This window comes from Vibrio crassostreae (assembly GCF_041439375.1).
Taxonomy (GTDB): Bacteria; Pseudomonadota; Gammaproteobacteria; order Enterobacterales; family Vibrionaceae; genus Vibrio; species Vibrio crassostreae_D.
The window spans coordinates 1-22,397 of the sequence record NZ_JBGONY010000011.1 but is presented as its reverse complement, the minus strand read 5'-3'; the positions used below and the strand labels follow the sequence as shown (position 1 = coordinate 22,397).

Here is a 22,397-nt window from a genome sequence, read left to right as displayed (position 1 = left end):
TGCCGGCAGATTTACAGTCTGCTCCCTTTGGCCACTCGGGAACCCCTCCAGGGTGATTTTTCCTAACTCATAATGGATAGGCTAAAGAGATGTTTTTCCCAACGCATCTCTCAAGTGCGGAGCGCATCATAGCAAACACGCTAAACCTGTAAAGGGTTTTTCTTATGGTTTTGTGTTAAATGCTGCCTTTTTGGGCAAAGATGGCGAAAAGTACGCATATTGCTCGTGAAGTGAACATCTGTACTAAGGTTTACGTACTGATAGATAACACCTTGAGGTAATTGGCTTTCTGTATTCTATTCATTGTGTCTAGAACGTGATGAAACGTAAATGGAATTTAATCTAGATTTACACTTCTTGACGTTACAGCATTCATCAGTTGATAGAATACGGTTAATTTCATTTATAGATAATAATACCAATCGTAGTAAGTAACTTGTCATTCTAGCTTGTTAAAATGCTCGATAACTGCGTTAGAATTTTTGATTGTAGGATAACTACTTATCTAAAATGCTGCCTTGTTCTCAAGCCTTTTCCCTACGCTATTTTTGACCACTGACTCACTGTGATTGGTATAAACCTTACTTGCAGACCATTATTATGAAGCATAAATCTGTTTTAACCCTGCTTAGCTTGTCTATTCTTTTGGCGTCTCCAGCCGCACTTGCTAAACGTATGGGCCCTAGCACTGTCACTGTTGTTACTGAGCAAGTTGATATCCACCAAGTTAGTCAATCTCTTTCTTTGGTCGGTAAGTTAGAAGCTGAGCAATCTGTCATGATTACTTCTGAAGTGGCTGGCAGAGTGGACTCTATCAACATCAAGGCCAATCAAGATGTCACCAAAGGGCAGATGTTGGTCCAGCTCGACGATGATAAAGCGAAAGCGGCGGTTGCAGAGGCGCAAGCGTATTTAAAAGACGAGAAACGTAAGCTAGCGGAATTCCAACGACTAGTGAAACGCAACGCGATCACGCAAACTGAAATTGACGCTCAGAAAACTAATGTAGAGATCGCCAATGCTCGCCTAGCTGCTGCGAATGCTAATCTTAAAGACTTACACATTAGCGCGCCTTTTTCTGGCACGGTCGGCTTTATCGACTTTAGCCGCGGTAAAATGGTGACAGCAGGTACTGAACTAGTGACCTTAGATGACCTTTCAGTAATGCAGTTAGACCTCCAGATCCCTGAGCGTTATCTTTCCAAGCTATCTAAAGGCATGAAAGTGACGGCTCGCACCAGTGCATGGGGAGATACTCAGTTCACTGGCACTGTAGTGGGCATTGATTCTCGTATTAACGCTGAAACCTTGAACCTTCGAGTTCGAATTCACTTCGACAACAATAATGATTACTTAAAGCCGGGCATGTTAGTGGCAGCTGATATGGAGTTTCCACCGGTGGAAGCACCCATTATTCCAGTTCAAGCACTTGAATACTCAGGTACTAAACGTTTTGTTTATGTCATTGGCGAAGATAACAAAGCGACACGAACCGAAGTGTTCCTTGGTGCTCGTATCGACAACGAAGTCGTGATCGACAAAGGCATCGACATTGGTCAGAAAATTGTAGTGCAGGGCATAGTGAATATGCGTGATGGTGTTTTGGTTCAAGAGCTTGCCGTCAATCGCCCAGCTGATGCAGCAAGTGAAAAAAAAGCACAAGAAGGCGCTAACTAATGTTGTTATCTGATGTTTCTGTAAAGAGACCAGTAGCGGCTGTCGTATTGAGCCTACTATTGGTTGTGTTTGGTATTGTCTCTTTCAATAAGCTTGCGGTTCGTGAGATGCCAGATATTGAAAGCCCGGTGGTATCGATCAGTACTCGTTATGAGGGGGCGTCTGCCACCATCATTGAAAGCCAAATAACCTCCAACCTTGAAGACCAGTTATCCGGCATTAGTGGTATCGATGAGATCGAATCCACAACGCGTAACGGTATGTCGCGTATCACGATTACTTTTGAGCTTGGTTACGATCTCAATACCGGTGTGAGTGATGTTCGTGATGCGGTAGCTCGTGCGCAGCGTTCATTGCCCGATGAAGCCGATGACCCGATTGTTTATAAGAACAACGGCAGTGGTGAAGCCTCGGTCTACATCAACTTAAGCTCGACGGAGATGGACCGAACGCAGTTAACCGACTATACAGAACGTGTGTTGATTGACCGCTTTAGTTTGATCTCAGGCGTGAGCTCGGTGGATATCTCCGGTGGCTTGTACAAAGTAATGTACGTGAAGCTGAAACCTGCTCAGATGGCTGGTCGCGGTGTTACTACCTCGGACATCACTTCTGCGTTGAACAGTGAGAACATTGAAAGCCCAGGTGGTGAAGTACGTAACGATGCAATTGTGATGTCGGTTCGTACCGCTCGTTCTTACACTGAAGCGGAAGATTTCGAATACTTAGTGGTAAAACGCGCTTCTGATAACACACCTATCTACTTAAAAGACGTAGCGGATGTTTACATTGGCGCAGAAAACGAGAACTCGACCTTTAAGAGTGACGGCGTTGTTAACGTAAGTATGGGTATTGTGCCTCAGTCAGATGCGAACCCACTGGAGGTGGCTGACTTAGTCCATAAAGAAGTCGAAGCAATTCAAAAGTTCTTGCCAGATGGTACTCGTTTGGCTGTCGACTACGACTCAACTGTGTTTATCGACCGTTCAATCTCAGAAGTTTACAGCACGCTCTTTATCACGGGTGGCTTGGTTATCCTTGTGCTTTACATCTTTATTGGTCAAGCTCGTGCAACGCTTATTCCTGCGGTGACCGTACCTGTATCTCTGATCTCGTCGTTTATTGCGGCTTACTACTTCGGTTTCTCTATTAACCTGATTACTCTGATGGCACTTATCCTGTCGATTGGTTTGGTGGTAGATGATGCGATCGTAGTGGTTGAGAATATTTTCCACCACATTGAACGTGGTGAGTCACCACTGCTTGCTGCCTATAAAGGTACTCGTGAAGTAGGCTTCGCGGTAATCGCAACGACGCTTGTATTGGTGATGGTATTCCTACCAATCTCTTTCATGGATGGCATGGTTGGACTGTTGTTTACCGAGTTCTCGGTATTGCTCGCTATGTCGGTGATCTTCTCGTCGCTAGTTGCATTAACGTTAACGCCAGTATTAGGCAGTAAAATCCTAAAAGCGAACGTTAAACCAAACCGTTTTAATCTGTTTGTCGAGCGCGTATTTGGCAAGCTTGAGTCTGGATATCGCTCGGTATTGCGCCGTGCTCTAAATTGGCGTTGGGCAGCTCCAATTATCATTATCGCGTGTATGGGCGGTAGTTATGGCTTGATGCAACAAGTACCGTCGCAACTGACGCCGCAAGAAGACCGTGGTGTTATCTTTGCGTTTGTTCGTGGTGCCGATGCAACCAGTTACAACCGTATGTCTGCCAACATGGACATCGTTGAAGAGCGTCTAATGCCATTGCTTGGTCAAGGTTTCTTGAAGTCATTCAGCATTCAATCACCAGCATTTGGTGGCAATGCCGGCGACCAAACGGGCTTCGTTATCATGATCCTCGAAGATTGGGACGAGCGTGACGTGACCGCGCAAGAAGCACTTAATGAAGTTCGTAAGTCACTAGCTGGTATTCCAGATGTGCGCGTATTCCCTTTCATGCCGGGCTTTAAAGGTGGTTCAAGTGAGCCAGTACAGTTCGTACTTGGCGGTTCTGATTACACTGAACTTCAAAAGTGGGCAGAGCTCTTAAAGCAAGCCGCTGAAGACTCTCCAATGATGGAAGGTGCGGACATCGATTACTCTGAGAAAACACCAGAACTATTGGTAACTGTAGACAAACAGCGTGCAGCAGAGCTAGGCGTTAGCGTTTCAGACATCTCAGATACCTTAGAAATCATGCTTGGCGGACGCAGTGAAACCACCTTCGTTGACCGTGGTGAAGAGTACGATGTTTACCTGCGTGGTGATGAGAACAGCTTCAACAACGCCAACGATTTAAGCCAAATCTACATGCGAACTCAGTCAGGCGAGCTAGTAACGCTTGATACACTGACACACATTGAAGAAGTGGCATCATCGATTCGTTTGTCGCACTACAACAAGCAAAAGTCGGTGACCATCAAAGCTAACCTAATGGAAGGTTACACACTGGGTGATGCTCTGGATTTCCTCGATGAGCAAGCGATTGAACAGCTACCGGGTGATATCTCTGTGAGCTACTCAGGTGAGTCTAAAGACTTCAAAGAGAACCAATCAAGCATCTTAGTGGTGTTTGCGTTAGCGATGTTAGTTGCGTACTTGGTACTTGCAGCGCAGTTTGAGAGCTTCATTAACCCGCTGGTGGTGATGTTCACCGTACCTATGGGCATCTTTGGTGGCTTCTTAGGTCTGGTGCTGATGAGTCAAGGCCTCAATGTCTACAGCCAGATTGGTATGATCATGTTGATCGGTATGGTAACCAAAAACGGTATCTTAATCGTTGAGTTTGCTAACCAACTTCGTGACCGTGGTATTGAGTTTGAAAAGGCGATCATTGATGCTTCGGCTCGACGCTTACGTCCAATCATGATGACGGCGTTTACCACACTAGCAGGTGCTATTCCATTGATTACTTCAACGGGCGCAGGCTATGAAAGCCGAGTCGCTGTGGGTACGGTTATCTTCTTCGGTATGGGCTTTGCGACACTGGTCACTCTGTTCGTAATCCCTGCGATGTACCGACTGATTTCTGGCTCAACACGCTCTCCGGGTCACGTCGAAGCGGTGCTCAATAAAGAGCTTAGCCATGACAACGTGGGAAGAACCAGTCACGGTTAATGAACACGGAATAGTGTAACAATATTGAAAAGCCTGCGTTTGCTCCTAGCGAATTGCAGGCTTTTTTGTATAACAAACAGAGCTCAACGAATTAATACAATAAATCGAATAAAGGAAAGTAAAGTGGCTGAATTTAAATACAAAGATCTTTCTCAAGAAGAACAAGACAAGCTTGATGCAGCAACCTTTCGTCGCCTGCTAGCACACTTGGATGATAACAAAGATGTGCAGAACATCGACTTGATGATCTTGGCGGGTTTCTGCCGTAACTGTTTCAGCAAGTGGTACAAAGCAGAAGCTGAGCAACAAGGCCTAGACTTGGATATCGATGACGCTCGTGAGCGCATATATGGCATGACTTACGATGAGTGGAAACAAAACCATCAACCAAAAGCGACGCCTGAACAACTAGCGGCATTTGAAGCGAAGCAGAAGCCAGAGTAATTTGTTGTCGTTAGTGATTGATTAACAGAACAAAAAAAGAGCCCATCAAGGGCTCTTTTCAATTTTGGTGTCGGTGCTTATCCTGTGGTTAAGCCAACTCACCTGTTTGCGAGAAAGCTTCCAACTTCGCTGCGTAAGGCTGTAGGTCACCGATATTCAGATTTATCCACTCGTCATTGAAGTAAGTGTCTAGGTAACGTTCGCCGCTGTCACATAGCAAAGTCACGATAGAACCTTTCTCGCCACGCGCTTTCATTTCACTGGCTAGCTGAAGCACACCGTACATGTTAGTACCGGTTGATGCGCCAACCTTGCGGCCAAGAATGTCAGATAACCAATGTGTCGTTGCGATACTTGCTGCGTCTGGGATTTTACGCATTTCGTCAACCACACCAGGAATGAAGCTTGGCTCTGCTCGTGGGCGACCAATGCCTTCAATCTTGCTGAACGTACTGCCTTTCACGTTCGCATTGCCGGTTTGGAAGTATTCGTGGAATACCGAGTTTTCAGGGTCAACAACACATAGCTTGGTTTCATGTTGTTGGTAGCGAATGAAACGGCCGATAGTTGCTGAAGTACCACCAGTGCCTGGGCTCATTACTACCCAAGTTGGAACAGGGTGATCTTCCATCTGCATTTGATTGAAAATCGAGTTCGCGATGTTGTTGTTACCACGCCAGTCGGTTGCGCGCTCAGCGTAAGTAAATTGGTCCATGTAGTGGCCATTCAGTTCTTCAGCTAAACGACGAGACTCATCGTAAATCTCATCTGAGCGATCAACAAGGTGCGCTTGGCCGCCGTAGAATTCAATCTGCTCAATTTTTTTCTTCGCTGTGCATTTAGGCATTACCGCAATAAACGGAAGACCAAGCAGGCGAGCAAAGTACGCCTCAGACACAGCCGTGCTGCCCGATGAAGATTCAATGATCGTTGTTTCTGGGCCAACCCAACCGTTACAAATCGCGTATAAGAACAGAGAACGCGCCAAACGGTGCTTCAAAGAGCCTGTTGGGTGTGTGCTTTCATCTTTAAGGTAGATATCAATGCCTTCGATACTTGGAAGGTCTAACTTGATAAGGTGCGTATCCGCTGAGCGTTGGTAGTCCGCTTCAATTTTACGAATCGCGTTGTTAATCCATTGATGGTCAGTGCACATAAGCGTTCTCCTGATCTTGTGTAGGAATTTCTTGTAATTGGTATGGTTATAATTTAACTAGAATTCGAGAGAAAAACTTTGCCATATTTGCTTTGTTTTGACTAAAATGTAGAAAATTATTCTATTTAAATACGATTTGGTGAAACTGTGATAGATGCCGTAGATAAAAAGATATTAAGTTTGCTGCAAGAAGACAGCACGCTGTCATTGAACGATATTTCAGAGGCAGTCAACCTAACAACCACGCCCTGTTGGAAAAGACTGAAGCGTCTTGAAGAGAACGGTATTATTGAAAAAAGAGTGGCGTTGCTGAACCCTGAGAAGCTTGATCTTGCTTTTACCGCGTTCGTATTGGTGAAAACAAGCAACCATTCTCATGAGTGGTATGGCCGCTTTGTGAATACTGTGTCGGACTTTCCAGAAGTGATGGAGTTCTATCGCATGGCCGGCGAATATGATTATATGATGAAGGTTCAGGTTAAAGACATGAAGTGCTTTGATGATTTCTACAAGCGCTTGGTGAATAGTATTGATGGTATATCTAATGTGACCTCGACATTTGCGATGGAACCATTGAAGTACACGACAGCATTGCCGCTTTAAGCTAAATCTAGCGTTACGCTAACTATTTCTCAGTTTAGATATTGCCTCAGCGATAAAGAAAAGGATTATTCATGTTTGCAAAAGTTTCGACTGCTATCCAATTGGTGCTGGCCGTTGCCGTTTTTTACTTGGGTTACACCATCTACTCCTTTACCAATAAAGTCGGTGAAATCGTTGATACTTATCCGCAGGTTATTGAGGATTTATCGGTATTGACTAAAGGTCTTAAAGTTGAAGAGTGGCTAGAGTTTGCATCTCATGTCGACGAGCTAGCCCCTAGAGTTTTAGATACTGTCGAAGACGTGAGAAAGACGATCGATGACGTGAATCAAACCGTAGCGTCGGTCGACAACAAAATCCCTGCGATATTAGATGAAGTTAAAAATGTTCGAACGGAAGTTGAGCAGGTAAGAACTGATGTTATTCCACCAACATTAATTGAGTTAAAACGATATCGCGTAGACGTAATGCCACCAATGCTCGCTGAAAGTAAGTCTTACCGCGAACAGACTATTCCTGTCATCGTCACTGAGTCTGAAATGCTACGAGCGGAAGTCCCTGGTATTTTGGCACAAGCTAATTTGTTAGCTGATAAGAGTAAAGAGCTCGCTCAGGGAGCCGCAGAGGGCGCGGTGAAAGGCGTAGTGTTATCGCCATTTAATTTACTTAGAGACGCTGGCGATGGCATCAAAACACGAGTGCAAGGTGAATTGGAGCCTACGCCAGAAGCTGAGTAGAGTTTATGGATTCGAAGTAACGACTTTTCGTTAATATTAAAAATAGAGGCTAGGTACTAAACCTAGCCTCTATTTTTTGTGCGTATTTTGGGCTTGTAAGAAGCGTTTATCCGTTACTTAGTAAAACGCATCACACCTTCTTGTACTGCCGTCGCTACGAGCTCACCTTTTTGGTTAAAGATCTCGCCGCGCACTAAGCCACGAGTGTTCGCCGCCGTTGGGCTTTCAATCGCATAAAGTAACCATTCGTCCATCTTGAACGGGCGGTGGAACCAGATTGAGTGGTCAATCGTCGCCACTTGGAAATTTGGTGTCATGATAGAGACTTCGTGAGGATGAAGCGCCGTAACTAAGAACCCCCAATCCGATGCGTAAGCAAGTAGGTATTGATGAATTAATTGGTTGTCTGGCATCGCGCCATTTGCTCTTACCCAAAGGTACTGTTTCGCTTCCGTCTTCTTCGGGTTGAGTGGATTCACAACCGTCACCGGGCGCATCTCAATCGGCTTTTCGCCACAAAAGGTTTTGCGCAGTTTCTCTGGTAAGAATTCTGCAATGTGGCTCGCTAATTCAGTTTCTGAAGCAAAGTTCTCTGGTCCAGGAATATCAGGCATTGCAATCTGGTGCTCAAAACCTGGCGCATCGCCATGATAAGAAGCGGTGAGATAGAAAATAGGGCGGCCATTTTGAATCGCTTTCACACGGCGCGTGCTAAAGCTGCGTCCATCTCTTAGGTTCTCAACATCGTAAATGATTGGCTTTTCAGGATCACCGGGAAATAGAAAATAACTGTGGAAAGAGTGAACACTACGGTCGTCTTGAACGGTATAACGAGCAGCAGAAAGCGCTTGTCCCAATACTTGACCGCCATATACCTGTGGTAGGCCTAAGTTCTCACTTTGCCCGCGGAACAGACCTTCTTCTAGTTTCTCTAACTGAAGTAAATTGAGTAATTCTTTTAAAGGTTGACTCATCGCCAGCATGCCTCTTGGTAAAATAGGTGTCAGATTATGGTGTTAATCATTTAGCTTAGTCAGATATCTGTCAATAAATCATAGGGTTTCGAGACAGAATATGAAAGCTCTCTTATAATTGCTGAGTAGATTTGCCGAGTCCGGCAAACATGTTGAGAGAAATTGAATATGAAAAAGGCTCTAATTCTTATTACGTCTTTAGTATCGTTTGGCCTACTTGTTGGTTGCCAAGCAACATCAGAAACGAATGCTTCTCAAGAAGTGGTTGCAGAGAACACTCAAGTGATTTCAGGAACAGTTAGCTACCGTGAAAGAATTGCATTGCCAGAGAATGCAGTAGTTACCGTTACGCTAGAAGATATCTCACTGGCTGACGCACCATCGACGGTTATCGCAACTCAAGAGTTCACTACTGATGGTAAGCAAGTACCGTTCGCATTCGAACTGAGCTACGACAACAACAAGATTAAAGCTAACCACCGCTACAACATGCGTGCGTCGATTCATGTCGATGGCAAACTGCGTTTCACAACTGACACGATTAAGTCAGTGATTACAGACGTAGAAAACACGCAACAAGCAGACCTACGCTTGGTTGGTGTTCGTTAATTAGAAATAGATGCCATTGTTAAGGCATCTTAATTAACGTCTTTCGATAAATGGCAGCTCTAGGGCTGTAATACTGTCTAAAATATATTGATGTGTTACAACAGGATAGCGGAGAGTGTGACAATTTGAAAATAAAATATCGGGGGTGGTCTTAGGGCTACCCCTTTTCTGTGGGAGTGGATTTAGAAATATCTAGGATTACGCGCAAGGGGTATTAAGTAGAAAAAATATAGGGGCAATACTCAGAAAATATGCCCATGAAATATCGAACAGTGCTCTATTTAACTATGTTGATGATGGTTGCTCGTGATACACCATACTCCTTAGCTAGAGAGGTTTGTGATTCGCCCTGAGCGTGACGGTGCTTGATTGTTTGGCGTTGGTCAGGGGTTAGCTTTGAAGGTCTACCACCAAGTCGTCCTGTGCGTTGTCGTCCAGATTGTAGGCGGTCTGTTATCATTCCATGTTCTAGTTCTGCGAATACACCAAGTAGTTGAGTGAAAGCTTTTGCCATAGGGGTATCGTTACTTGTGTCTACTTGTCCATCCAGTGTTCTTACCATTACACCCTTGGATTGTAGCTTTTGAACGGTTTCAAGGATCTGATTAAGGGAACGACCAAGGCGGTCAAACTTGGTTACTAATACTATGTCGCCCTCTCTGCAGTAATCTACCATTTCACGGAGTTTGGAAAGGTTGTCGTCTGACTTACCAGATTGTTTACCGTGGAATATCTTGGTGCATCCTGCTGATTCCAGTTGTTCGATCTGAGTAGAAAGGTTTTGGTCTTGGGTTGAGACTCGTGCATATCCAATGTAGCTCATGTGTAAACTCCTTAGGTGTCAAAAACTACATAGATTCTAACACTCTGAGTATAGGTGTCAATAACTAAGGTAAATAGGTTTCTAACAGTGTCAATGATTACGATAGAGTTTCTAACAGGTATGTACATTAATATCACTTAATATCACATAAAAACACATTATTTATACTTAAATCTATACGTATTATACACGTAGGTTTATTAGGGATTCCTTATGGAACAAGGGTTTGAAGGGATTAAGGGTGTAAAAAGGTAGTGTATTATTTCTAGGTTTGTCGAAATGAGGCGCGCGAGGGGTTTTCTTAGCAAATGGAGGTATTTTTAATGTGTCTGAGAATGACGTGGGAGAGGTTGGGAGGGTAGGCTAGACATTGTATTAGTTGGGTTGGAAAGTGACGCTGAGAGGCTGTGAGGGGGTATTATGGAGACTTATAGAAGTGAGAGTGAGGTTCTCGTACTGGAATGAGTGTTATTAGAGTAAGAACCCTTATAGGACAAAGGGTTAGTGTAGTTAGAACTTGGTAAGAAGAAAGTGAGAGCCAAACGAGAAACGCTACTTGCACTAGCGGTTTCGTGTAGAATAAGATACTGATTTCACTATCAAGTAAACTTACGGAGGTTGTTTAAAATGTCGTTCCTTACAAAATGCGGTCAAATATGGGACGTTCTTTGGGGAGGCTTTGAACTCCCCACAGAAGAACAATCGCGCATCAATGATTTGTCTGTCATTCTATGCAACTATAACACGCTCAGTAAGGAGGAATTAAACGGATGCTTGTCAATGGCTGCTGATATACACAAAGCCTTCTCATGTATCCCTGAAGGGCGTACAGTGGAAGCGGAAACAATCCAACATGGTAGACTTACATTGCAGAAAATTAACGGGGCGATGAAAATTATCAAGATTGAGGATAGATAAAATTAATTCACTGAGCTTCAGTTTAATGATTGGTTAAGTACTGAGGTAAGTCCCGTTCCCAACACCAAGTGAGGTTTGCTTTAGCCATCTTGTTTTTGTTCTGGGTGGAGATTTTGGTTTCGTCTGCAAATACCACCAGCATATTGTGTCCTAGACTTTGTAAAGAGGATTGCACCTTGGCTTGTTTGTAAAGGCTATGGTTCCATGCCCATTTAAGTTTGTCGTAGAATTTAAGGTAACCTTTAAACTCCTCTTGCTTGTCGAGTTTCTGCTGAGATTCGGCTTTAGTTTTACAAGTGTTAAGTTGGTGAGCTTTGAATTCGATTACTGTCCGAGATTCAGGATGCCAAAAGTCAGGGTAAGCTTTGAACGGTGTACCGTCCTCGTCATAGAAAGTAGTTTTGTAAGCTTTATCTTGAATTGATTTTAAGTACTGATTGTTAAGGTGGAACAAGCACTCCTCTCTCGAGTCGTAGCCGTTGTTCAAAGCGTATGCAAGGGTAACTGAGGTTTTATTCATAATATTATTCTTGTTCTATGTTTCAGGTGTTCCCCCACCTTCACAAGAGTGAGTTGATTTACTGTGGGGGATTGGGGGATTAATAATTAAAAGTGCTGTGAAGCCTTGTCCTATAAGGGTTTTCCTTTCCCCCAAGGGTGTGGGGGATAGCTGGGGGATGCTGGGGGATTATCCAAATAAGGTGTCAATATCTGACTGGGTGGCTTTCCTAAAATACTTGTCATGGCATCGGTCACGGTTGTTATCCGCACGAGTGCCTATAATGATGTGGTCAGGGTTAAAACAATAAGGGTTGTCACAAGTGTGTCGGGCTATGTCGTCGGGAGAAAGTGAGTATTCTTCTTTGGTTTGAAGCATGAGTCGATAAACTGGAACGTTTTTGAATGTGACTCTAGGTGGTGCTCCAACTTTTACTATACAACCGTTGTCCCGTTGTTCTATGTCATCCTTATACTTGTCTAAAAATTCTGATACATCTTCGATCGCTTGGTCTTGGCTACTTATCATATCGGGATATACATCTCCTCTAGGCTAATGTCATCTATGGTAGATTGTTCATAATCTGTGGCTACTTGCTTAATCTGAGCGACTTTCATCTCTGGAGTAATACCAATCTCAAAACCAAGGGGAGTAATCCACCAGCCACGAGAGCCGTTCTTTGTAGTGTCGTGAGGGCATAGTTTCATTTGTCGCGGTCGCCCATCCTTGCTAGGGTCAAACTGCACACAACCAACACTTGTCAATAAGTTGAATTTTGATGCGGAAGAAATCTCTTTACCTTCAAGGTGAGTTGTAAACCATTCATCAGCGTTGAAATACAATTCTGTAGGTGATGCACTATCCCAAGCCTTTTCAAAAGATACTTCTGAGATTGAACCACTATTAACAATGAGCGATTTTGTATCCTTGGTGTGAGGGATACCGATATGCGGTTGAAAGTCTGATAAATCTACATCAAGTAAGATATGACGGATCATAGCAATGGTGTTCTCTTTGGTGTCTGGGTCTTCTAGTAAGGAACGGATTGCTCTTACTACTCCAACACTACGGGCATTCTCTGGGTCAGAAGGTGGTAATAACGGGTTATCGTGTTGGACATTGAAACACAACCAACGTCTGTCAGTAGGTTCTAACCAAATAGGGTGTTCTTTGTTACTTGCTGCAATCATATCGAAGTAGGCTGTAATTCTGCGGAAACCTTTACCTTTAGGTTCTACATCCATGCTGTCATCTGTGATCATAATCTTGGCGTTGTTCGCTACCTTTAAACCATCGTGATAAAGCTCATCTAGAATAAGTAGAGTCTTACCTTCAAGTTCTGGAGTAAATCGACCTGTCATAAATGCGGCTGAATCTTTAGGCTTGAAACTATTACTGTCACCGTGGAGTTCTGAAAGAATCATTTGAAGTGTACCTTTACCCGTACCAGTAGATTTACCGTAAAGTAACAGGGCGATCTTTGAACGAGTATTACATTGCACTTGGTGAGCTAACCATTTAACCAGTAAAGGACGTTCAGAAGGATCACGAGCTAACAAAGCCATGTAATCATCCCAAATCTGTTGAAACTCTGGTGAGGGTTCTAAGGTTCGTTTCGATGGTGGCTGATACGTATTAAGAAATGAAAGGTCGTTCTGTTCGTCATACCAAAGGGGTGGCAATGTTGGGTTATATTCCTTGTCATCTACCATAACCAAGCTAAGAGTCGATAACGTGGCATCATCCTTTTTGAAGAATCCAGAATTTAACATCTTTACTTCAAGGTCTTTCACCTTCGGGGTATTGTCAGGACGTTTTAAGTCCACAAGAGTCGAATTAACCTGAACATATCGAGACTGCATATACCGGATGAAATCTGCCTTAGTTGGGTATAAAACTTTTTTACGGGCTTGCTGTTTTGCTTTGAGATTAGCGATCAGATTGTTGGCTAACAGTGCGGTCATTCTTTGACTCCTTAAATTCTTTATTTAGTGCTGCTTCGATTAGGGTAAAAGGTGAAACGTTTTTCTGTCTCGCCTCCTCCATAATCAGGTCGAGTAACTTATGAGGGATTTTGTATTTCATGAAAGGGTTTCCTTTAGCTCTTTAATGATTTCTCGGTATTTGTTGGCAATGCTCTTAACGTATTGAGGGTTAAACCTACGGTTGGGGAATTTTGAAACTAGTATCGAGTGGATCTGATTACGGGGTAGACCTAACACTGAGTGGATCAGGACTTCGGCGGTGGTTGCGTGAATGTGAAAGTGTCCGGCTTGCTCAATCTGTTTGTAGAGGTGGGCGTAATAATCACCCACGTTATGGTATGTAAGTTTACTCAGTTTCATTCAGTACCAGTTCCTTGAGTTTGAGACTAGCGATGGTGGCTTTCTTAATACCGTAGTGGCCGCTTTGGTTCATAAGGTCGAGAATGTCGTCAGGTTTCACTTGAGTAGGTGTCGCTTGGTAAGTGTCGAGTAGACAACCATTGAACGAGACGAAACGGGCTTGAAGGTATTGGATTAAAAGTTCAAGAGTTGGGAAGAGTTCAGCGAGTTTGAACTTAATTTGGGGAAGGTCTGCTTGTTTTTTAATTGGCATGGGATTTCCTTATTTAAATTGAGTGAAAAGGTTAAAGAGGTCGTTTGCGAGTGTTGCTGTTAATGGGTGGCTTGCTAATACACCAAGGGCAAAGCCGATAAGGTAACAAGTAAAATCATTAGTCATTGATGAAACCACCGTCTCTAAGTTTGCGTTTGGTGCGGCTATATGTGCTGTAAATGGTGGCACGGGATAAGTTTTGTAAACCAAAGTTAAAAGGGTTGGCGATGATGTCTGATACTGGAATGTCTGAAAGGATGCAGGACACAAAGACCATGTTGTTGTACTGACCACCAAAACAGTGTGTAAAAGCTTTAGCAATTTCTTGCTCGAATTGTAATTTCATAAAAGGGATACCTCGAATTTAGGATGCAGAAAACCCACCAGTCTGGATTGAGCGCAGACAGTGTAGGTCAAATTGTATTATTTCATTTAGTTAGGGAAGAAAGTAATCACTCTCAATCCCTTATCTATACTAGTAATTATAGCACGAGGTTGTCTGTAAACGCAAATGATTCTCAATAAATATTCTTGACAAAGTTAAAATTATCTGAGTTGGTTTATTATGGCTTGGAGGTCGGGTAAATTGCTGGTGGATAGGTGGGTATAGTTACTGGTTATATCCTTGTGACCGACTAATACTTTTACATAGCTTTGAGAGGCGCTAGGAAGCGTTTGAAGGGCTGTTATAAAGTTATGACGTAAGCTATACAAGTTATACAAACTGCCCTCAGAATCGTTTGTGGGGATGTCTAGAGTGGGTTTTAGGGTTTGGTTATAATAAAGGGTTAGGTAGGCAGGGTTTACTTTTAAGGTGGGGAAGATGTTTTCAATACCAAGGTCTAGTAAGGACTGGTGGACGGGAATTCTACGGGAGGCGTTATCTGTTTTACCTTCGCTGATGTGGAAATAGGGGATGTTGTCACGGGTAAGTAGTTTACAAGATGATACTTCGGAATTTCTCATACCACTATAAGCCATGATAAGAACGCCCCAAGCATTAGTATTTGATAGGTCGGATTTACAATATGAAATTATGGATTGATGGATCTTAGGTGGGAACATTGTTCGGGCGGTTTTAGTTCCTGATATATCAAGGTCGGCTAAATCTAAAGGGTTAGCAGTAATGAGGGATTGCTTTATACAGTAAATGAATAAGTCTTTAAGGGCGGTTTTACGCTTTTTAAGTAAAGAGGTGGATTTGGTTTCTGCTGACAACATCGAGTGCCAACACTCTTCAAGGTAGTTGTGGTCTACTTCGGTTATAGGGTGGTTTTGGTCGAAATACTTTAAGGTATGGAGCAGATAAGACCTTTTATTCTTGAGAGAGATTTTAGAAAGGCGTGTGGCTAGGTGTTCTAGGAATTGTTGGGATACCTGTTCAAGAGTAAGGGAATGCTTTGAAGTGGTTATCTGTTCAGAGGGCTGTGAAGGGACGTTGTCAGGGACGTACATTTTACGTAAGGCTGATACACCAGATATTACCTCGGAGTGATTACCCATAGAGTGAGATTCTAGGATCTTGTGAGTAGCCGTTTTTACTTGGGATAAGTGGTGGTGAATGTAGTCGTGGTTGATTGGGGCATCGTGCCATGAATGGTTTAAGGATAATAGGGCGTTGGTTGCTGCTTTGATACGGATAGGGGCTGATTCTTCTGCAAGAAATGTATGGCTGGTGGTTGTTGGTGATACCAAAGGGGTTAGCTTAGATATTACCTGTGACACGATACTGTGAAGAAGTTCCTTGGTGATTTGTTCTTTGTCCATTTGAGAAAGTTCCTTGAGAATTTGTTTTACATAAGACTTGGCTTGTCTTGGGCTGTCTGTTTTTAAACTGACACGGGAAATATTGCCTGATCGTAGACGTAGGTTGAAATAGAAAATATCATTTCTGCGGATAGTGTGCTGTATGTTCATGTGTGACACTCTTTGTGTGACAAATTACAGCCAATTTGTAAATTATTGAGGGACTTAGGTTAAGTGTCGGCTCTAGGGCTGCCATTTATATATTCTTAGTTTGATCTTTCCGGCATCACTCACTTCAACCCCTTCTTTAACCAAATGCCGCTTTTGTCGGTCGAATGAATCGCCCTTTAAAGAGATCTCTCCCTTGCTGTTGATCACTCGATACCAAGGCAGTTTGCTACCTTCTGGTAGGTTACCCAGCGCTTTACCAACATGGCGCGCATAGCCCGGAAATCCTGAAAAACGTGCTATGTCTCCATAAGTTGTTACTTTTCCATATGGAATTTGGTGAATCACAGCAAAGATTTGGCTCAAAAATTGGTCCATACTAAATGTTCCTAGTTCATAAATACCAATCACAGTAAGTAAGTGTTCAAAAATAGCGCAGGGAAAAAGCTTGAGAGCAAGGCAGATTTTTTTGATAAGTAGTTATTCTCCAATCAAAAAATCTAACGAGGTTATCGAGTTTTTTAACAAGCTAGGGTGACCAGTTAATTACTACGATTGGTATGGTACCACGGATCGGTAGAAGGAGAGGGCTATGGTATTTTCAACGTTTCAGTTCTTGATCACCACATTATTAGCGGTTGTTTGCGCGAGAGCAATCAGTTTAAGTGAGGGAGATATCCCGGTGCTTGCAATGGTAATTCCTGCCTTATGGATTTTACCGCAGGGGGGCATAGCTGGATTAGCTTTGCTTGTTTCCATGACTACTTATGGTCTAACCCTTCCTTTGCAGCCCATCACGCTGTCTGTCAGTGCGTGGGTACTATTCCCGCTATTGATGGTGGTCTTCTCAAGACGCAGTAGTTTGTCGGTCGTGATTATTTCTGGCTTGATCGTGACTACGTTGCAGGTCGGAATCATGGTCACGCAATCAGCAGGCAAGCTTGAAGGCGTCCCGTGGGTTACCACACTTCAAACCTTATCTATCATCGTAATTTGGTGGGCGGCAAATCACCTTAAGCCAGCCAGCCGACACAGCTGGTGGTCATTAGGCTTAATACTTCCATTATGGATAGCCGATTTACCTTATGCTGCTTTGGTGGCCTTGTGTATAACGGGCATCATGGCATCAATGGAAACGCTGACGCGCTTGAAAACGTTCCGCTGGAATAAACTATTATGTTGGACACTGCCAACGGTCGGTTTTGCGGCTCTGGTAATTACTCCAAGTATCGAAGTTCCAAGCCCTGTCTTTGTGGTGTGGTTGTGTCTATTAGGTACCGCGTGGATGACTGACTACATCATTCGTACAGAAGATAATGAAGACATCGATGTCTAGTACTTCAGCAATCCAAACTTTCCAAATGCAGGTAAATGGTGAATTTACCTGCGATTTTCTAGTGGTTTGAATAAAGGATAAGCACTTAGACCGTAATTGTTCAAAAATAGGGTGGAAGGGCTTGCAATGGTTGCTGTGATGCTTAATAATCCAATCACTCTTTGAGGCAAGCCTCTTAGAAAACGAATCTATGGGGGCCTGGTCCTCCCGCAACAATAGCTCGTGAACTCGGTCAGGCCTGGAAGGGAGCAGCCGCAGCGAGTGACTTGTGTGCCGGGATGTGGCTGGGTTCCCACCCTTTATGAATGTCGCTACAACCATATCCTGTCCCAAAAAAACATAACCTGTCCTTTTAAAAGTCATAAAGTGTCCTATGCTTTATTTAGTTGTTTTTTTACAACGAAAATAGGGACGCGTATGTATATTCGTAATCTTCGTAAACCATCACCGAATAAAAATATCTTTAAGTTTGCTAGTGCAAAGAACAAAGATACGATTATGTGTGAGGGAAGCCTAGAAAAAGATTGTTGCTACCATTTCGAGTATGATGCCGATGTTGTGAGTTTTGAATCGCAACCTAAAGGGTTTCTCTATGACTTTGATGGCAAGCAACTACCTTATACCCCTGATTTTTTTGTTATTTATACAGACGGTTGTTATAGCTTTGTTGAAACTAAACCCTATTCAAAGACATTAAGTAAAGAATTTAAACTTAAGTTCCGAGCACGTAAGCAAGCCGCAAAAAAGCTTGGGTTTGATTTGATATTGGTTACAGACAAGCAGATTCGAACGGGTTATTTCTTAAAAAATAGTGAAATGGTGCATCGTTACAGTGGGTGTATTGAAGGAGACTCGCTAACAGACGCTGTTCTAGAAGAGCTGCTGATTTCAAAAGTTATCAAAATTTATGAACTGGCCCAAAGGGTCAGTTCTTCTATAGGAGAGGTTTTTGCTTCAGTTCTTCGCTTAATTTCTGTTGGAAAAGCTAGAACAGATTTTGACTTAGAGATGCTAAATGAAAATAGCATTATTTCGGTTAACTAAATGAGTCGGCATTTTAAGGATGAGTTCGACCCTATACACTCTGAAGAGGCAGAACAGGAATTTTTGTCACTGCCTGAGACGAAACGCACTCAACTCCAGTATGACTCGTTAGATAATACAAAGACTTATGAACGAGATTTGGCTTCATTCCCTCCGGAACAAAAAGAAAAAGCGCTACAACGGTATAAATTGCTTTGTTTGGTTCATAAAGATCTCAAAGGTGGGTGGACTCCAAAAAACCTCAATCCGCTCATTGACCAACATATCGATAAAACTTCACTTCCTAAGCCAAGTTATAAGACGCTAATAAGGTGGCATCAAGCATTCAGTGGCAGCCATGGAAGCTTTACAAGTTTGGTTGATAAGAATTATTTGAAGGGGAATCGGGAACCGAGGGTTACGGGAGATGAAGTATATTACGAAAGAGCTTTAGAGCGGTTTCTCGATGCTGTTAGACCTTCAATAAATGCAGCGTATCAAGTCTATTGTGACGAAATAATAATAGCGAACGAAACGATAATTTTTGGAAAAATACCCACGGTCTCATACGAATCATTTAAGAACAGAATCAAGAAAGAACAGCCATATAGCGTAGCACTAGCTCGACATGGAAAGTATTATGCCGACAAGCTTTATCATTATTATCAATCAGTACAAATGCCTACTTGAATCTTAGAGCGAGTCGAGATTGATCACACCCCTTTAGACTTAATATTACTTCATGATGAGTTACTGATCCCCTTAGGTAGAGCCTATCTAACACTCTTAGTAGATGTCTTTAGTGGTTGTATCATTGGTTTTCATTTAGGCTTCAAAGCTCCAAGTTATGTCTCTGCTTCAAAAGCTATTCTCCACTCTATCAAGAAAAAAGACTACATTTCATCGTTACCTATAGAATTTCAAAATGAATGGCTATGCAGTGGAAAGATAGAAAATCTGGTTGTAGATAATGGTGCAGAGTTTTGGTCCAAAAGCTTGGAGGATGCTTGTACTGAATCAGGTATAAATATTGTCTTTAACAAGGTAAGAAAGCCATGGTTAAAACCTTTCGTGGAGAGAAAGTTTGGTGAAATAATCCAAGGTATGGTCGGTTGGGTTCCGGGTAAAACATTTTCTAATGTGCTTGAAAAAGAAGACTATAAACCAGAAAAAGACGCAGTTATGCGCTTTAGTGTATTTGTTGAAGAGCTGCATCGTTGGATTGTCGATGTTCATAATGCTAAACCAGATACGAGAAACACTCGTATACCTAACTTGTATTGGCAGAAAAGTTTTGAAGTACTGCCTCCAATGCAGCTTTTAGCGGAAAAAGAAAAAGCTTTTAGTGTCATTATGGGGCTTCTTCATGTCGGAGCGCTAACGAGCAAAGGCATTAAGTACAAACACTTAGAATATGATTCTGTAGCGCTAGAGCAATATAGAAAACAATACCCCCAGACCAAACAGTCTCGGAGGAAGAAAATAAAAATTGACCCCGATGATCTATCTACTATCTATGTTTATCTCGAAGAATTGTCAGGCTATATAGAAGTACCAAGTAAAAATTCTGATGGGTATACAGATAACCTGAGTCTGTGCGAGCATCAAAGGTTAGTGAAAACACACCGAGATTATATTAAGGGAGAGATCAACGCGTTATCGTTGGCTAAAGCGAGAATGGCTTTACATGCTCGCATCAAAAGTGAGCAAGCGAACCTAAGAGAGATGTCCCTACCTGAGAGAACACGAAAGGCGAGTGGAACTAAAAAAACTGCGGAGTTAATTGGGGTTAATAGCGATAGTTCTAGTAATAAATCAAATATTCCTACTTTAGTTACTCACGAAGAGGAATCAAACGCAAACAAAGTGGAGCCGATCGATGATTTTCGTGCTAGATGGAATCGACGCAAAAAAGAGAGGAGCAGTTAGTGTCCCAACCAATGTCCAACTCTCATATTGATTTAGTTTTGTCGGATTATCATGATTCCTTCACTACCTACCCCGAAGTAGAGAAAGTATTTTCAGGTCTTGATTGGATAATTAAACGCAGGAAGTTTGGAACGTTCGTACCCTCTATGTTATTAACTGGTGGTACAGGCGCAGGGAAATCGGCTCTGATTAAGTATTATGTTGCTAACAATCTTTCAGCAAAGGAAGTGCTAATAACTAGAGTTAAACCAACTCTACATGAGACCTTGCTTTGGATAGCGAAAGAACTCAGTGTTTATAAAAACCGTAAAGCTAAAGCGTCGGATATTGGTTTGGAGACGTATGTCAGTGCGTGTATTAAACAAACGGATTTAAAATTAATAGTGATCGAAGAGTGCCAGGAACTGTTTGAATGTACAACACACAACGCAAGGCAAAATATTAGGGATCGTCTTAAGATGATCAGTGATGATTGCCGGTTGCCAATTGTTTTTGTCGGTATCCCAAGCGCTAAGTTGATATTGGAAGACTCTCAGTGGGAAAGACGGATTATGGTCAAACGAGAGCTGCCATACATCAAAATAACAGATGAGGTATCAATGGATCGTTACATGGATTTATTAGAGGCGATGGAGACCTCAGTACCTATGCCTTTTGAGATAGATCTAACAGATGTCGATCTTGCAATGAGGTTATTGGCGGCCAGTCATGGAATGGTGGGAATGCTGAAAGAACTCATTGCATCAGCATTAGAGTCAGCATTATTAGCAAAACAGCTAGTTATTCGAGTTGGTGACTTTGCAATAGGCTATGAAGCGATTTTTGGGATAGATGTATCAAACCCTTTTACTGTCGAAATTGACGATTTAGCGATCAAGCAGATTGAATCCTATGAGGAATATGTGCCTGATGCAGAGACTGGTGAATTAAAGTTTGTCGGTCAGATATTTAACAACCTATCAATGAAGCAACTATTAGGTTAAAGCTAACTTCTCAGCTTTTCCAGCAACACCGCCTTCTCTTCATCACTCATCTTATCAATGGCGCACGCTAACTCAGCGCTCAATTCGCTCCTACAGAAAAAGTAATTCAGCGGCACACCTAACTCTTCAGCCATGCGCTCAAGCGTACCAATATCAGGTACATGCCTGCCTTTTTCGTAATGATTCATACGACCGCTAGCAGAACTTTGCTCCATACCGATTTTCACCCCTAAATCTTTTTGGGTGATCTTGGCTTTTTTACGCGCAGCTTTGAGCCTCGCTGGGATAGGGTTGTCTTTTTGCACTTACACATTTCTTTTCAACCTTTAGATAACTTAGATTGTCTAAGTTTTACTGATTTTTGTATACTTAGCAATCCTAAGTTTTTTTGCCTGTAAGAGTCACATGAAGAAAGTAACCAGAATTAACCCTCACATGTTTAAACTATTGATTGAAAAAGGGATGGATAATTTCTCCGTCACAGAAGCTAGGGATGCTTTGTTAAACGGTACTTCATCTTTCCCGAGCAAGGACGACGCGCGGAAGTATGTTTATAAGCAACTTCTATCTTTTGAGGAGAAAGGCTGGCTTTCTGTTATTGGGACTCGCAGAGACAAACGTTACCATCAAACTAACGAATTCAAAGCGCTCACAATTGAGCCTAGATCGGCTCGAAATAGGAAAGCTAAGGTCGATTCAATAGCTGTTCAAACTCCAGAGTGCTCTCTAAATGCACTAGAGCAAGAGAAGAAGCAGCATGAAGGCGAACTGGCGATTACTTTGGGCGAGATTGAGGAATACCAATCGTTGTTAACGCGTTTCCCAAACAATAAGCAAGATATGCAGCCGCTATTTAATGCGGCAAGAGAACGCTCAGCCAAGCTATTAGGCAGAATTAATGCACTAACCAACTGGATGCAAGTCGCGCAAAGTAAGGCTCCTCAATGTTAAGAGCATGGCAAGCCGAGTGTGCAGCTCAAGTTATCGAGAAATTCACTTCAAACAAGTGATCTGCTCCAGTCAGACTGGACACTTAGCTAAGCGACATTTCGCTTTTCAAA

General features: G+C 42.7%; 26 protein-coding genes and 1 other RNA gene. 14 read left to right on the top strand and 13 right to left on the bottom strand.

Annotation, left to right across the window (positions count from 1 at the left end):
• Positions 1 to 600 precede the first annotated feature (600 nt).
• The 3 genes from ACED45_RS07070 to ACED45_RS07060 all read left to right on the top strand — a co-directional run bounded on the left by ACED45_RS07070 (position 601) and on the right by ACED45_RS07060 (position 5,234).
• On the top strand, positions 601 to 1,677 hold the full coding sequence (locus ACED45_RS07070; RefSeq protein WP_371713620.1) for an efflux RND transporter periplasmic adaptor subunit: 1,077 nt from the start codon (positions 601 to 603) through the stop codon (positions 1,675 to 1,677).
• The gene (gene vexH / locus ACED45_RS07065; protein WP_048658193.1) at positions 1,677 to 4,790 is read left to right on the top strand and encodes a vibriobactin export RND transporter permease subunit VexH; all 3,114 of its coding nucleotides are present in this window, start codon (positions 1,677 to 1,679) and stop codon (positions 4,788 to 4,790) included. The genes ACED45_RS07070 and vexH overlap by 1 nt, the downstream gene beginning before the upstream one ends.
• A 123-nt stretch (positions 4,791 to 4,913) precedes the next feature.
• Positions 4,914 to 5,234: a DUF1244 domain-containing protein gene (locus tag ACED45_RS07060; protein ID WP_048658194.1), complete on the top strand. Its 321-nt coding sequence runs from the start codon at positions 4,914 to 4,916 to the stop codon at positions 5,232 to 5,234.
• An 88-nt stretch (positions 5,235 to 5,322) separates the two neighbouring features.
• Here ACED45_RS07060 and ACED45_RS07055 read toward each other — a convergent pair whose 3' ends face one another.
• Positions 5,323 to 6,390, bottom strand: coding sequence for a PLP-dependent cysteine synthase family protein (locus ACED45_RS07055; protein WP_371713619.1), 1,068 nt, complete (start codon positions 6,388 to 6,390; stop codon positions 5,323 to 5,325).
• Between the two features lie 147 nt (positions 6,391 to 6,537).
• Here ACED45_RS07055 and ACED45_RS07050 point away from each other — a divergent pair, with 147 nt between their 5' ends.
• Positions 6,538 to 6,993 (top strand): Lrp/AsnC family transcriptional regulator, encoded by a 456-nt coding sequence (locus tag ACED45_RS07050; RefSeq protein WP_029223439.1) that lies wholly within the window; start codon positions 6,538 to 6,540, stop codon positions 6,991 to 6,993.
• A gap of 71 nt (positions 6,994 to 7,064) precedes the next feature.
• Positions 7,065 to 7,730, top strand: a complete 666-nt coding sequence (locus ACED45_RS07045) for a hypothetical protein (protein ID WP_371713618.1) — start codon at positions 7,065 to 7,067, stop codon at positions 7,728 to 7,730.
• 113 nt (positions 7,731 to 7,843) lie between these two features.
• Here the strand turns inward: ACED45_RS07045 and tesB are convergent, their stop codons facing one another.
• The gene (gene tesB / locus ACED45_RS07040; protein ID WP_048664245.1) at positions 7,844 to 8,704 is read right to left on the bottom strand and encodes an acyl-CoA thioesterase II; all 861 of its coding nucleotides are present in this window, start codon (positions 8,702 to 8,704) and stop codon (positions 7,844 to 7,846) included.
• A 168-nt stretch (positions 8,705 to 8,872) separates the two neighbouring features.
• Between tesB and ACED45_RS07035 the strand changes: the two genes are divergently transcribed.
• Positions 8,873 to 9,313, top strand: a complete 441-nt coding sequence (locus ACED45_RS07035) for a YbaY family lipoprotein (RefSeq protein WP_048664235.1) — start codon at positions 8,873 to 8,875, stop codon at positions 9,311 to 9,313.
• Between the two features lie 277 nt (positions 9,314 to 9,590).
• Here the strand turns inward: ACED45_RS07035 and ACED45_RS07030 are convergent, their stop codons facing one another.
• On the bottom strand, positions 9,591 to 10,136 hold the full coding sequence (locus ACED45_RS07030) for a recombinase family protein (RefSeq protein ID WP_371713617.1): 546 nt from the start codon (positions 10,134 to 10,136) through the stop codon (positions 9,591 to 9,593).
• Positions 10,137 to 10,763: 627 nt separating this feature from the next.
• Between ACED45_RS07030 and ACED45_RS07025 the strand changes: the two genes are divergently transcribed.
• Positions 10,764 to 11,054: a hypothetical protein gene (locus ACED45_RS07025; RefSeq protein WP_371713616.1), complete on the top strand. Its 291-nt coding sequence runs from the start codon at positions 10,764 to 10,766 to the stop codon at positions 11,052 to 11,054.
• A 22-nt stretch (positions 11,055 to 11,076) separates the two neighbouring features.
• On the opposite strand, the gene ACED45_RS07020 is transcribed toward ACED45_RS07025, so the two are convergent.
• From ACED45_RS07020 to ACED45_RS06980, 9 genes are all read right to left on the bottom strand, one after another.
• Positions 11,077 to 11,574 carry a hypothetical protein gene (locus tag ACED45_RS07020; protein ID WP_371713615.1) on the bottom strand — a complete coding sequence of 166 codons (498 nt, stop codon included), beginning with the start codon at positions 11,572 to 11,574 and terminating at the stop codon, positions 11,077 to 11,079.
• Between the two features lie 168 nt (positions 11,575 to 11,742).
• Positions 11,743 to 11,931 carry a hypothetical protein gene (locus ACED45_RS07015; protein WP_371713645.1) on the bottom strand — a complete coding sequence of 63 codons (189 nt, stop codon included), beginning with the start codon at positions 11,929 to 11,931 and terminating at the stop codon, positions 11,743 to 11,745.
• A gap of 146 nt (positions 11,932 to 12,077) precedes the next feature.
• Positions 12,078 to 13,517: a primase-helicase family protein gene (locus ACED45_RS07010; RefSeq protein ID WP_371713614.1), complete on the bottom strand. Its 1,440-nt coding sequence runs from the start codon at positions 13,515 to 13,517 to the stop codon at positions 12,078 to 12,080.
• On the bottom strand, positions 13,483 to 13,638 hold the full coding sequence (locus ACED45_RS07005) for a hypothetical protein (protein WP_371713613.1): 156 nt from the start codon (positions 13,636 to 13,638) through the stop codon (positions 13,483 to 13,485). Before ACED45_RS07005 ends, ACED45_RS07010 begins: the two co-directional genes overlap by 35 nt.
• Entirely contained in the window at positions 13,635 to 13,898 is a 264-nt protein-coding gene (locus ACED45_RS07000) for a hypothetical protein (protein ID WP_371713612.1), read from the bottom strand. The genes ACED45_RS07005 and ACED45_RS07000 overlap by 4 nt, the downstream gene beginning before the upstream one ends.
• Complete coding sequence (locus ACED45_RS06995; RefSeq protein WP_371713611.1) at positions 13,885 to 14,151, bottom strand: hypothetical protein; 267 nt, start codon at positions 14,149 to 14,151, stop codon at positions 13,885 to 13,887. The genes ACED45_RS07000 and ACED45_RS06995 overlap by 14 nt, the downstream gene beginning before the upstream one ends.
• Before the next feature lie 118 nt (positions 14,152 to 14,269).
• The gene (locus ACED45_RS06990) at positions 14,270 to 14,497 is read right to left on the bottom strand and encodes a hypothetical protein (protein ID WP_371713610.1); all 228 of its coding nucleotides are present in this window, start codon (positions 14,495 to 14,497) and stop codon (positions 14,270 to 14,272) included.
• A 200-nt stretch (positions 14,498 to 14,697) separates the two neighbouring features.
• Positions 14,698 to 16,068 carry a tyrosine-type recombinase/integrase gene (locus ACED45_RS06985; RefSeq protein WP_371713609.1) on the bottom strand — a complete coding sequence of 457 codons (1,371 nt, stop codon included), beginning with the start codon at positions 16,066 to 16,068 and terminating at the stop codon, positions 14,698 to 14,700.
• Between the two features lie 72 nt (positions 16,069 to 16,140).
• Positions 16,141 to 16,443, bottom strand: a complete 303-nt coding sequence (locus tag ACED45_RS06980; protein WP_048664234.1) for an MGMT family protein — start codon at positions 16,441 to 16,443, stop codon at positions 16,141 to 16,143.
• 214 nt (positions 16,444 to 16,657) lie between these two features.
• Here ACED45_RS06980 and ACED45_RS06975 point away from each other — a divergent pair, with 214 nt between their 5' ends.
• From ACED45_RS06975 to ACED45_RS06950, 6 genes are all read left to right on the top strand, one after another.
• Positions 16,658 to 17,401, top strand: coding sequence for a hypothetical protein (locus tag ACED45_RS06975; protein WP_048664232.1), 744 nt, complete (start codon positions 16,658 to 16,660; stop codon positions 17,399 to 17,401).
• A gap of 196 nt (positions 17,402 to 17,597) precedes the next feature.
• Positions 17,598 to 17,694, top strand: an RNA gene (gene ffs, locus ACED45_RS06970) — signal recognition particle sRNA small type.
• Between the two features lie 124 nt (positions 17,695 to 17,818).
• Positions 17,819 to 18,445: a Tn7 transposase TnsA N-terminal domain-containing protein gene (locus tag ACED45_RS06965; protein WP_371713608.1), complete on the top strand. Its 627-nt coding sequence runs from the start codon at positions 17,819 to 17,821 to the stop codon at positions 18,443 to 18,445.
• Positions 18,446 to 19,114 carry a hypothetical protein gene (locus ACED45_RS06960; protein WP_371713607.1) on the top strand — a complete coding sequence of 223 codons (669 nt, stop codon included), beginning with the start codon at positions 18,446 to 18,448 and terminating at the stop codon, positions 19,112 to 19,114. It abuts the gene before it with no gap.
• Between the two features lie 306 nt (positions 19,115 to 19,420).
• Positions 19,421 to 20,353, top strand: coding sequence for a hypothetical protein (locus ACED45_RS06955; protein WP_371713606.1), 933 nt, complete (start codon positions 19,421 to 19,423; stop codon positions 20,351 to 20,353).
• On the top strand, positions 20,353 to 21,336 hold the full coding sequence (locus tag ACED45_RS06950; RefSeq protein WP_371713605.1) for a TniB family NTP-binding protein: 984 nt from the start codon (positions 20,353 to 20,355) through the stop codon (positions 21,334 to 21,336). Before ACED45_RS06955 ends, ACED45_RS06950 begins: the two co-directional genes overlap by 1 nt.
• Positions 21,337 to 21,338: 2 nt before the next feature.
• Here ACED45_RS06950 and ACED45_RS06945 read toward each other — a convergent pair whose 3' ends face one another.
• On the bottom strand, positions 21,339 to 21,641 hold the full coding sequence (locus ACED45_RS06945; protein ID WP_371713604.1) for a helix-turn-helix domain-containing protein: 303 nt from the start codon (positions 21,639 to 21,641) through the stop codon (positions 21,339 to 21,341).
• A gap of 100 nt (positions 21,642 to 21,741) precedes the next feature.
• On the opposite strand from ACED45_RS06945, the gene ACED45_RS06940 reads away from it, so the two are divergent.
• Entirely contained in the window at positions 21,742 to 22,287 is a 546-nt protein-coding gene (locus tag ACED45_RS06940) for a hypothetical protein (RefSeq protein ID WP_371713603.1), read from the top strand.
• Positions 22,288 to 22,397: the final 110 nt, after the last annotated feature.

Excerpts from the sequence above, each read along its gene's own strand:
- ACED45_RS07070 (WP_371713620.1), top strand. The coding sequence starts at position 601 with ATGAAGCATAAATCTGTTTTAACCCTGCTTAGCTTGTCTATTCTTTTG.
- vexH (WP_048658193.1), top strand. The coding sequence starts at position 1,677 with ATGTTGTTATCTGATGTTTCTGTAAAGAGACCAGTAGCGGCTGTCGTA.
- ACED45_RS07055 (WP_371713619.1), bottom strand. The coding sequence starts at position 6,390 with ATGTGCACTGACCATCAATGGATTAACAACGCGATTCGTAAAATTGAA.
- ACED45_RS07045 (WP_371713618.1), top strand. The coding sequence starts at position 7,065 with ATGTTTGCAAAAGTTTCGACTGCTATCCAATTGGTGCTGGCCGTTGCC.
- tesB (WP_048664245.1), bottom strand. The coding sequence starts at position 8,704 with ATGAGTCAACCTTTAAAAGAATTACTCAATTTACTTCAGTTAGAGAAA.
- ACED45_RS07035 (WP_048664235.1), top strand. The coding sequence starts at position 8,873 with ATGAAAAAGGCTCTAATTCTTATTACGTCTTTAGTATCGTTTGGCCTA.
- ACED45_RS07030 (WP_371713617.1), bottom strand. The coding sequence starts at position 10,136 with ATGAGCTACATTGGATATGCACGAGTCTCAACCCAAGACCAAAACCTT.
- ACED45_RS07025 (WP_371713616.1), top strand. The coding sequence starts at position 10,764 with ATGTCGTTCCTTACAAAATGCGGTCAAATATGGGACGTTCTTTGGGGA.
- ACED45_RS07020 (WP_371713615.1), bottom strand. The coding sequence starts at position 11,574 with ATGAATAAAACCTCAGTTACCCTTGCATACGCTTTGAACAACGGCTAC.
- ACED45_RS07015 (WP_371713645.1), bottom strand. The coding sequence starts at position 11,931 with ATGCTTCAAACCAAAGAAGAATACTCACTTTCTCCCGACGACATAGCC.
- ACED45_RS07010 (WP_371713614.1), bottom strand. The coding sequence starts at position 13,517 with ATGACCGCACTGTTAGCCAACAATCTGATCGCTAATCTCAAAGCAAAA.
- ACED45_RS07005 (WP_371713613.1), bottom strand. The coding sequence starts at position 13,638 with ATGAAATACAAAATCCCTCATAAGTTACTCGACCTGATTATGGAGGAG.
- ACED45_RS07000 (WP_371713612.1), bottom strand. The coding sequence starts at position 13,898 with ATGAAACTGAGTAAACTTACATACCATAACGTGGGTGATTATTACGCC.
- ACED45_RS06995 (WP_371713611.1), bottom strand. The coding sequence starts at position 14,151 with ATGCCAATTAAAAAACAAGCAGACCTTCCCCAAATTAAGTTCAAACTC.
- ACED45_RS06990 (WP_371713610.1), bottom strand. The coding sequence starts at position 14,497 with ATGAAATTACAATTCGAGCAAGAAATTGCTAAAGCTTTTACACACTGT.
- ACED45_RS06985 (WP_371713609.1), bottom strand. The coding sequence starts at position 16,068 with ATGAACATACAGCACACTATCCGCAGAAATGATATTTTCTATTTCAAC.
- ACED45_RS06980 (WP_048664234.1), bottom strand. The coding sequence starts at position 16,443 with ATGGACCAATTTTTGAGCCAAATCTTTGCTGTGATTCACCAAATTCCA.
- ACED45_RS06975 (WP_048664232.1), top strand. The coding sequence starts at position 16,658 with ATGGTATTTTCAACGTTTCAGTTCTTGATCACCACATTATTAGCGGTT.
- ACED45_RS06965 (WP_371713608.1), top strand. The coding sequence starts at position 17,819 with ATGTATATTCGTAATCTTCGTAAACCATCACCGAATAAAAATATCTTT.
- ACED45_RS06960 (WP_371713607.1), top strand. The coding sequence starts at position 18,446 with ATGAGTCGGCATTTTAAGGATGAGTTCGACCCTATACACTCTGAAGAG.
- ACED45_RS06940 (WP_371713603.1), top strand. The coding sequence starts at position 21,742 with ATGAAGAAAGTAACCAGAATTAACCCTCACATGTTTAAACTATTGATT.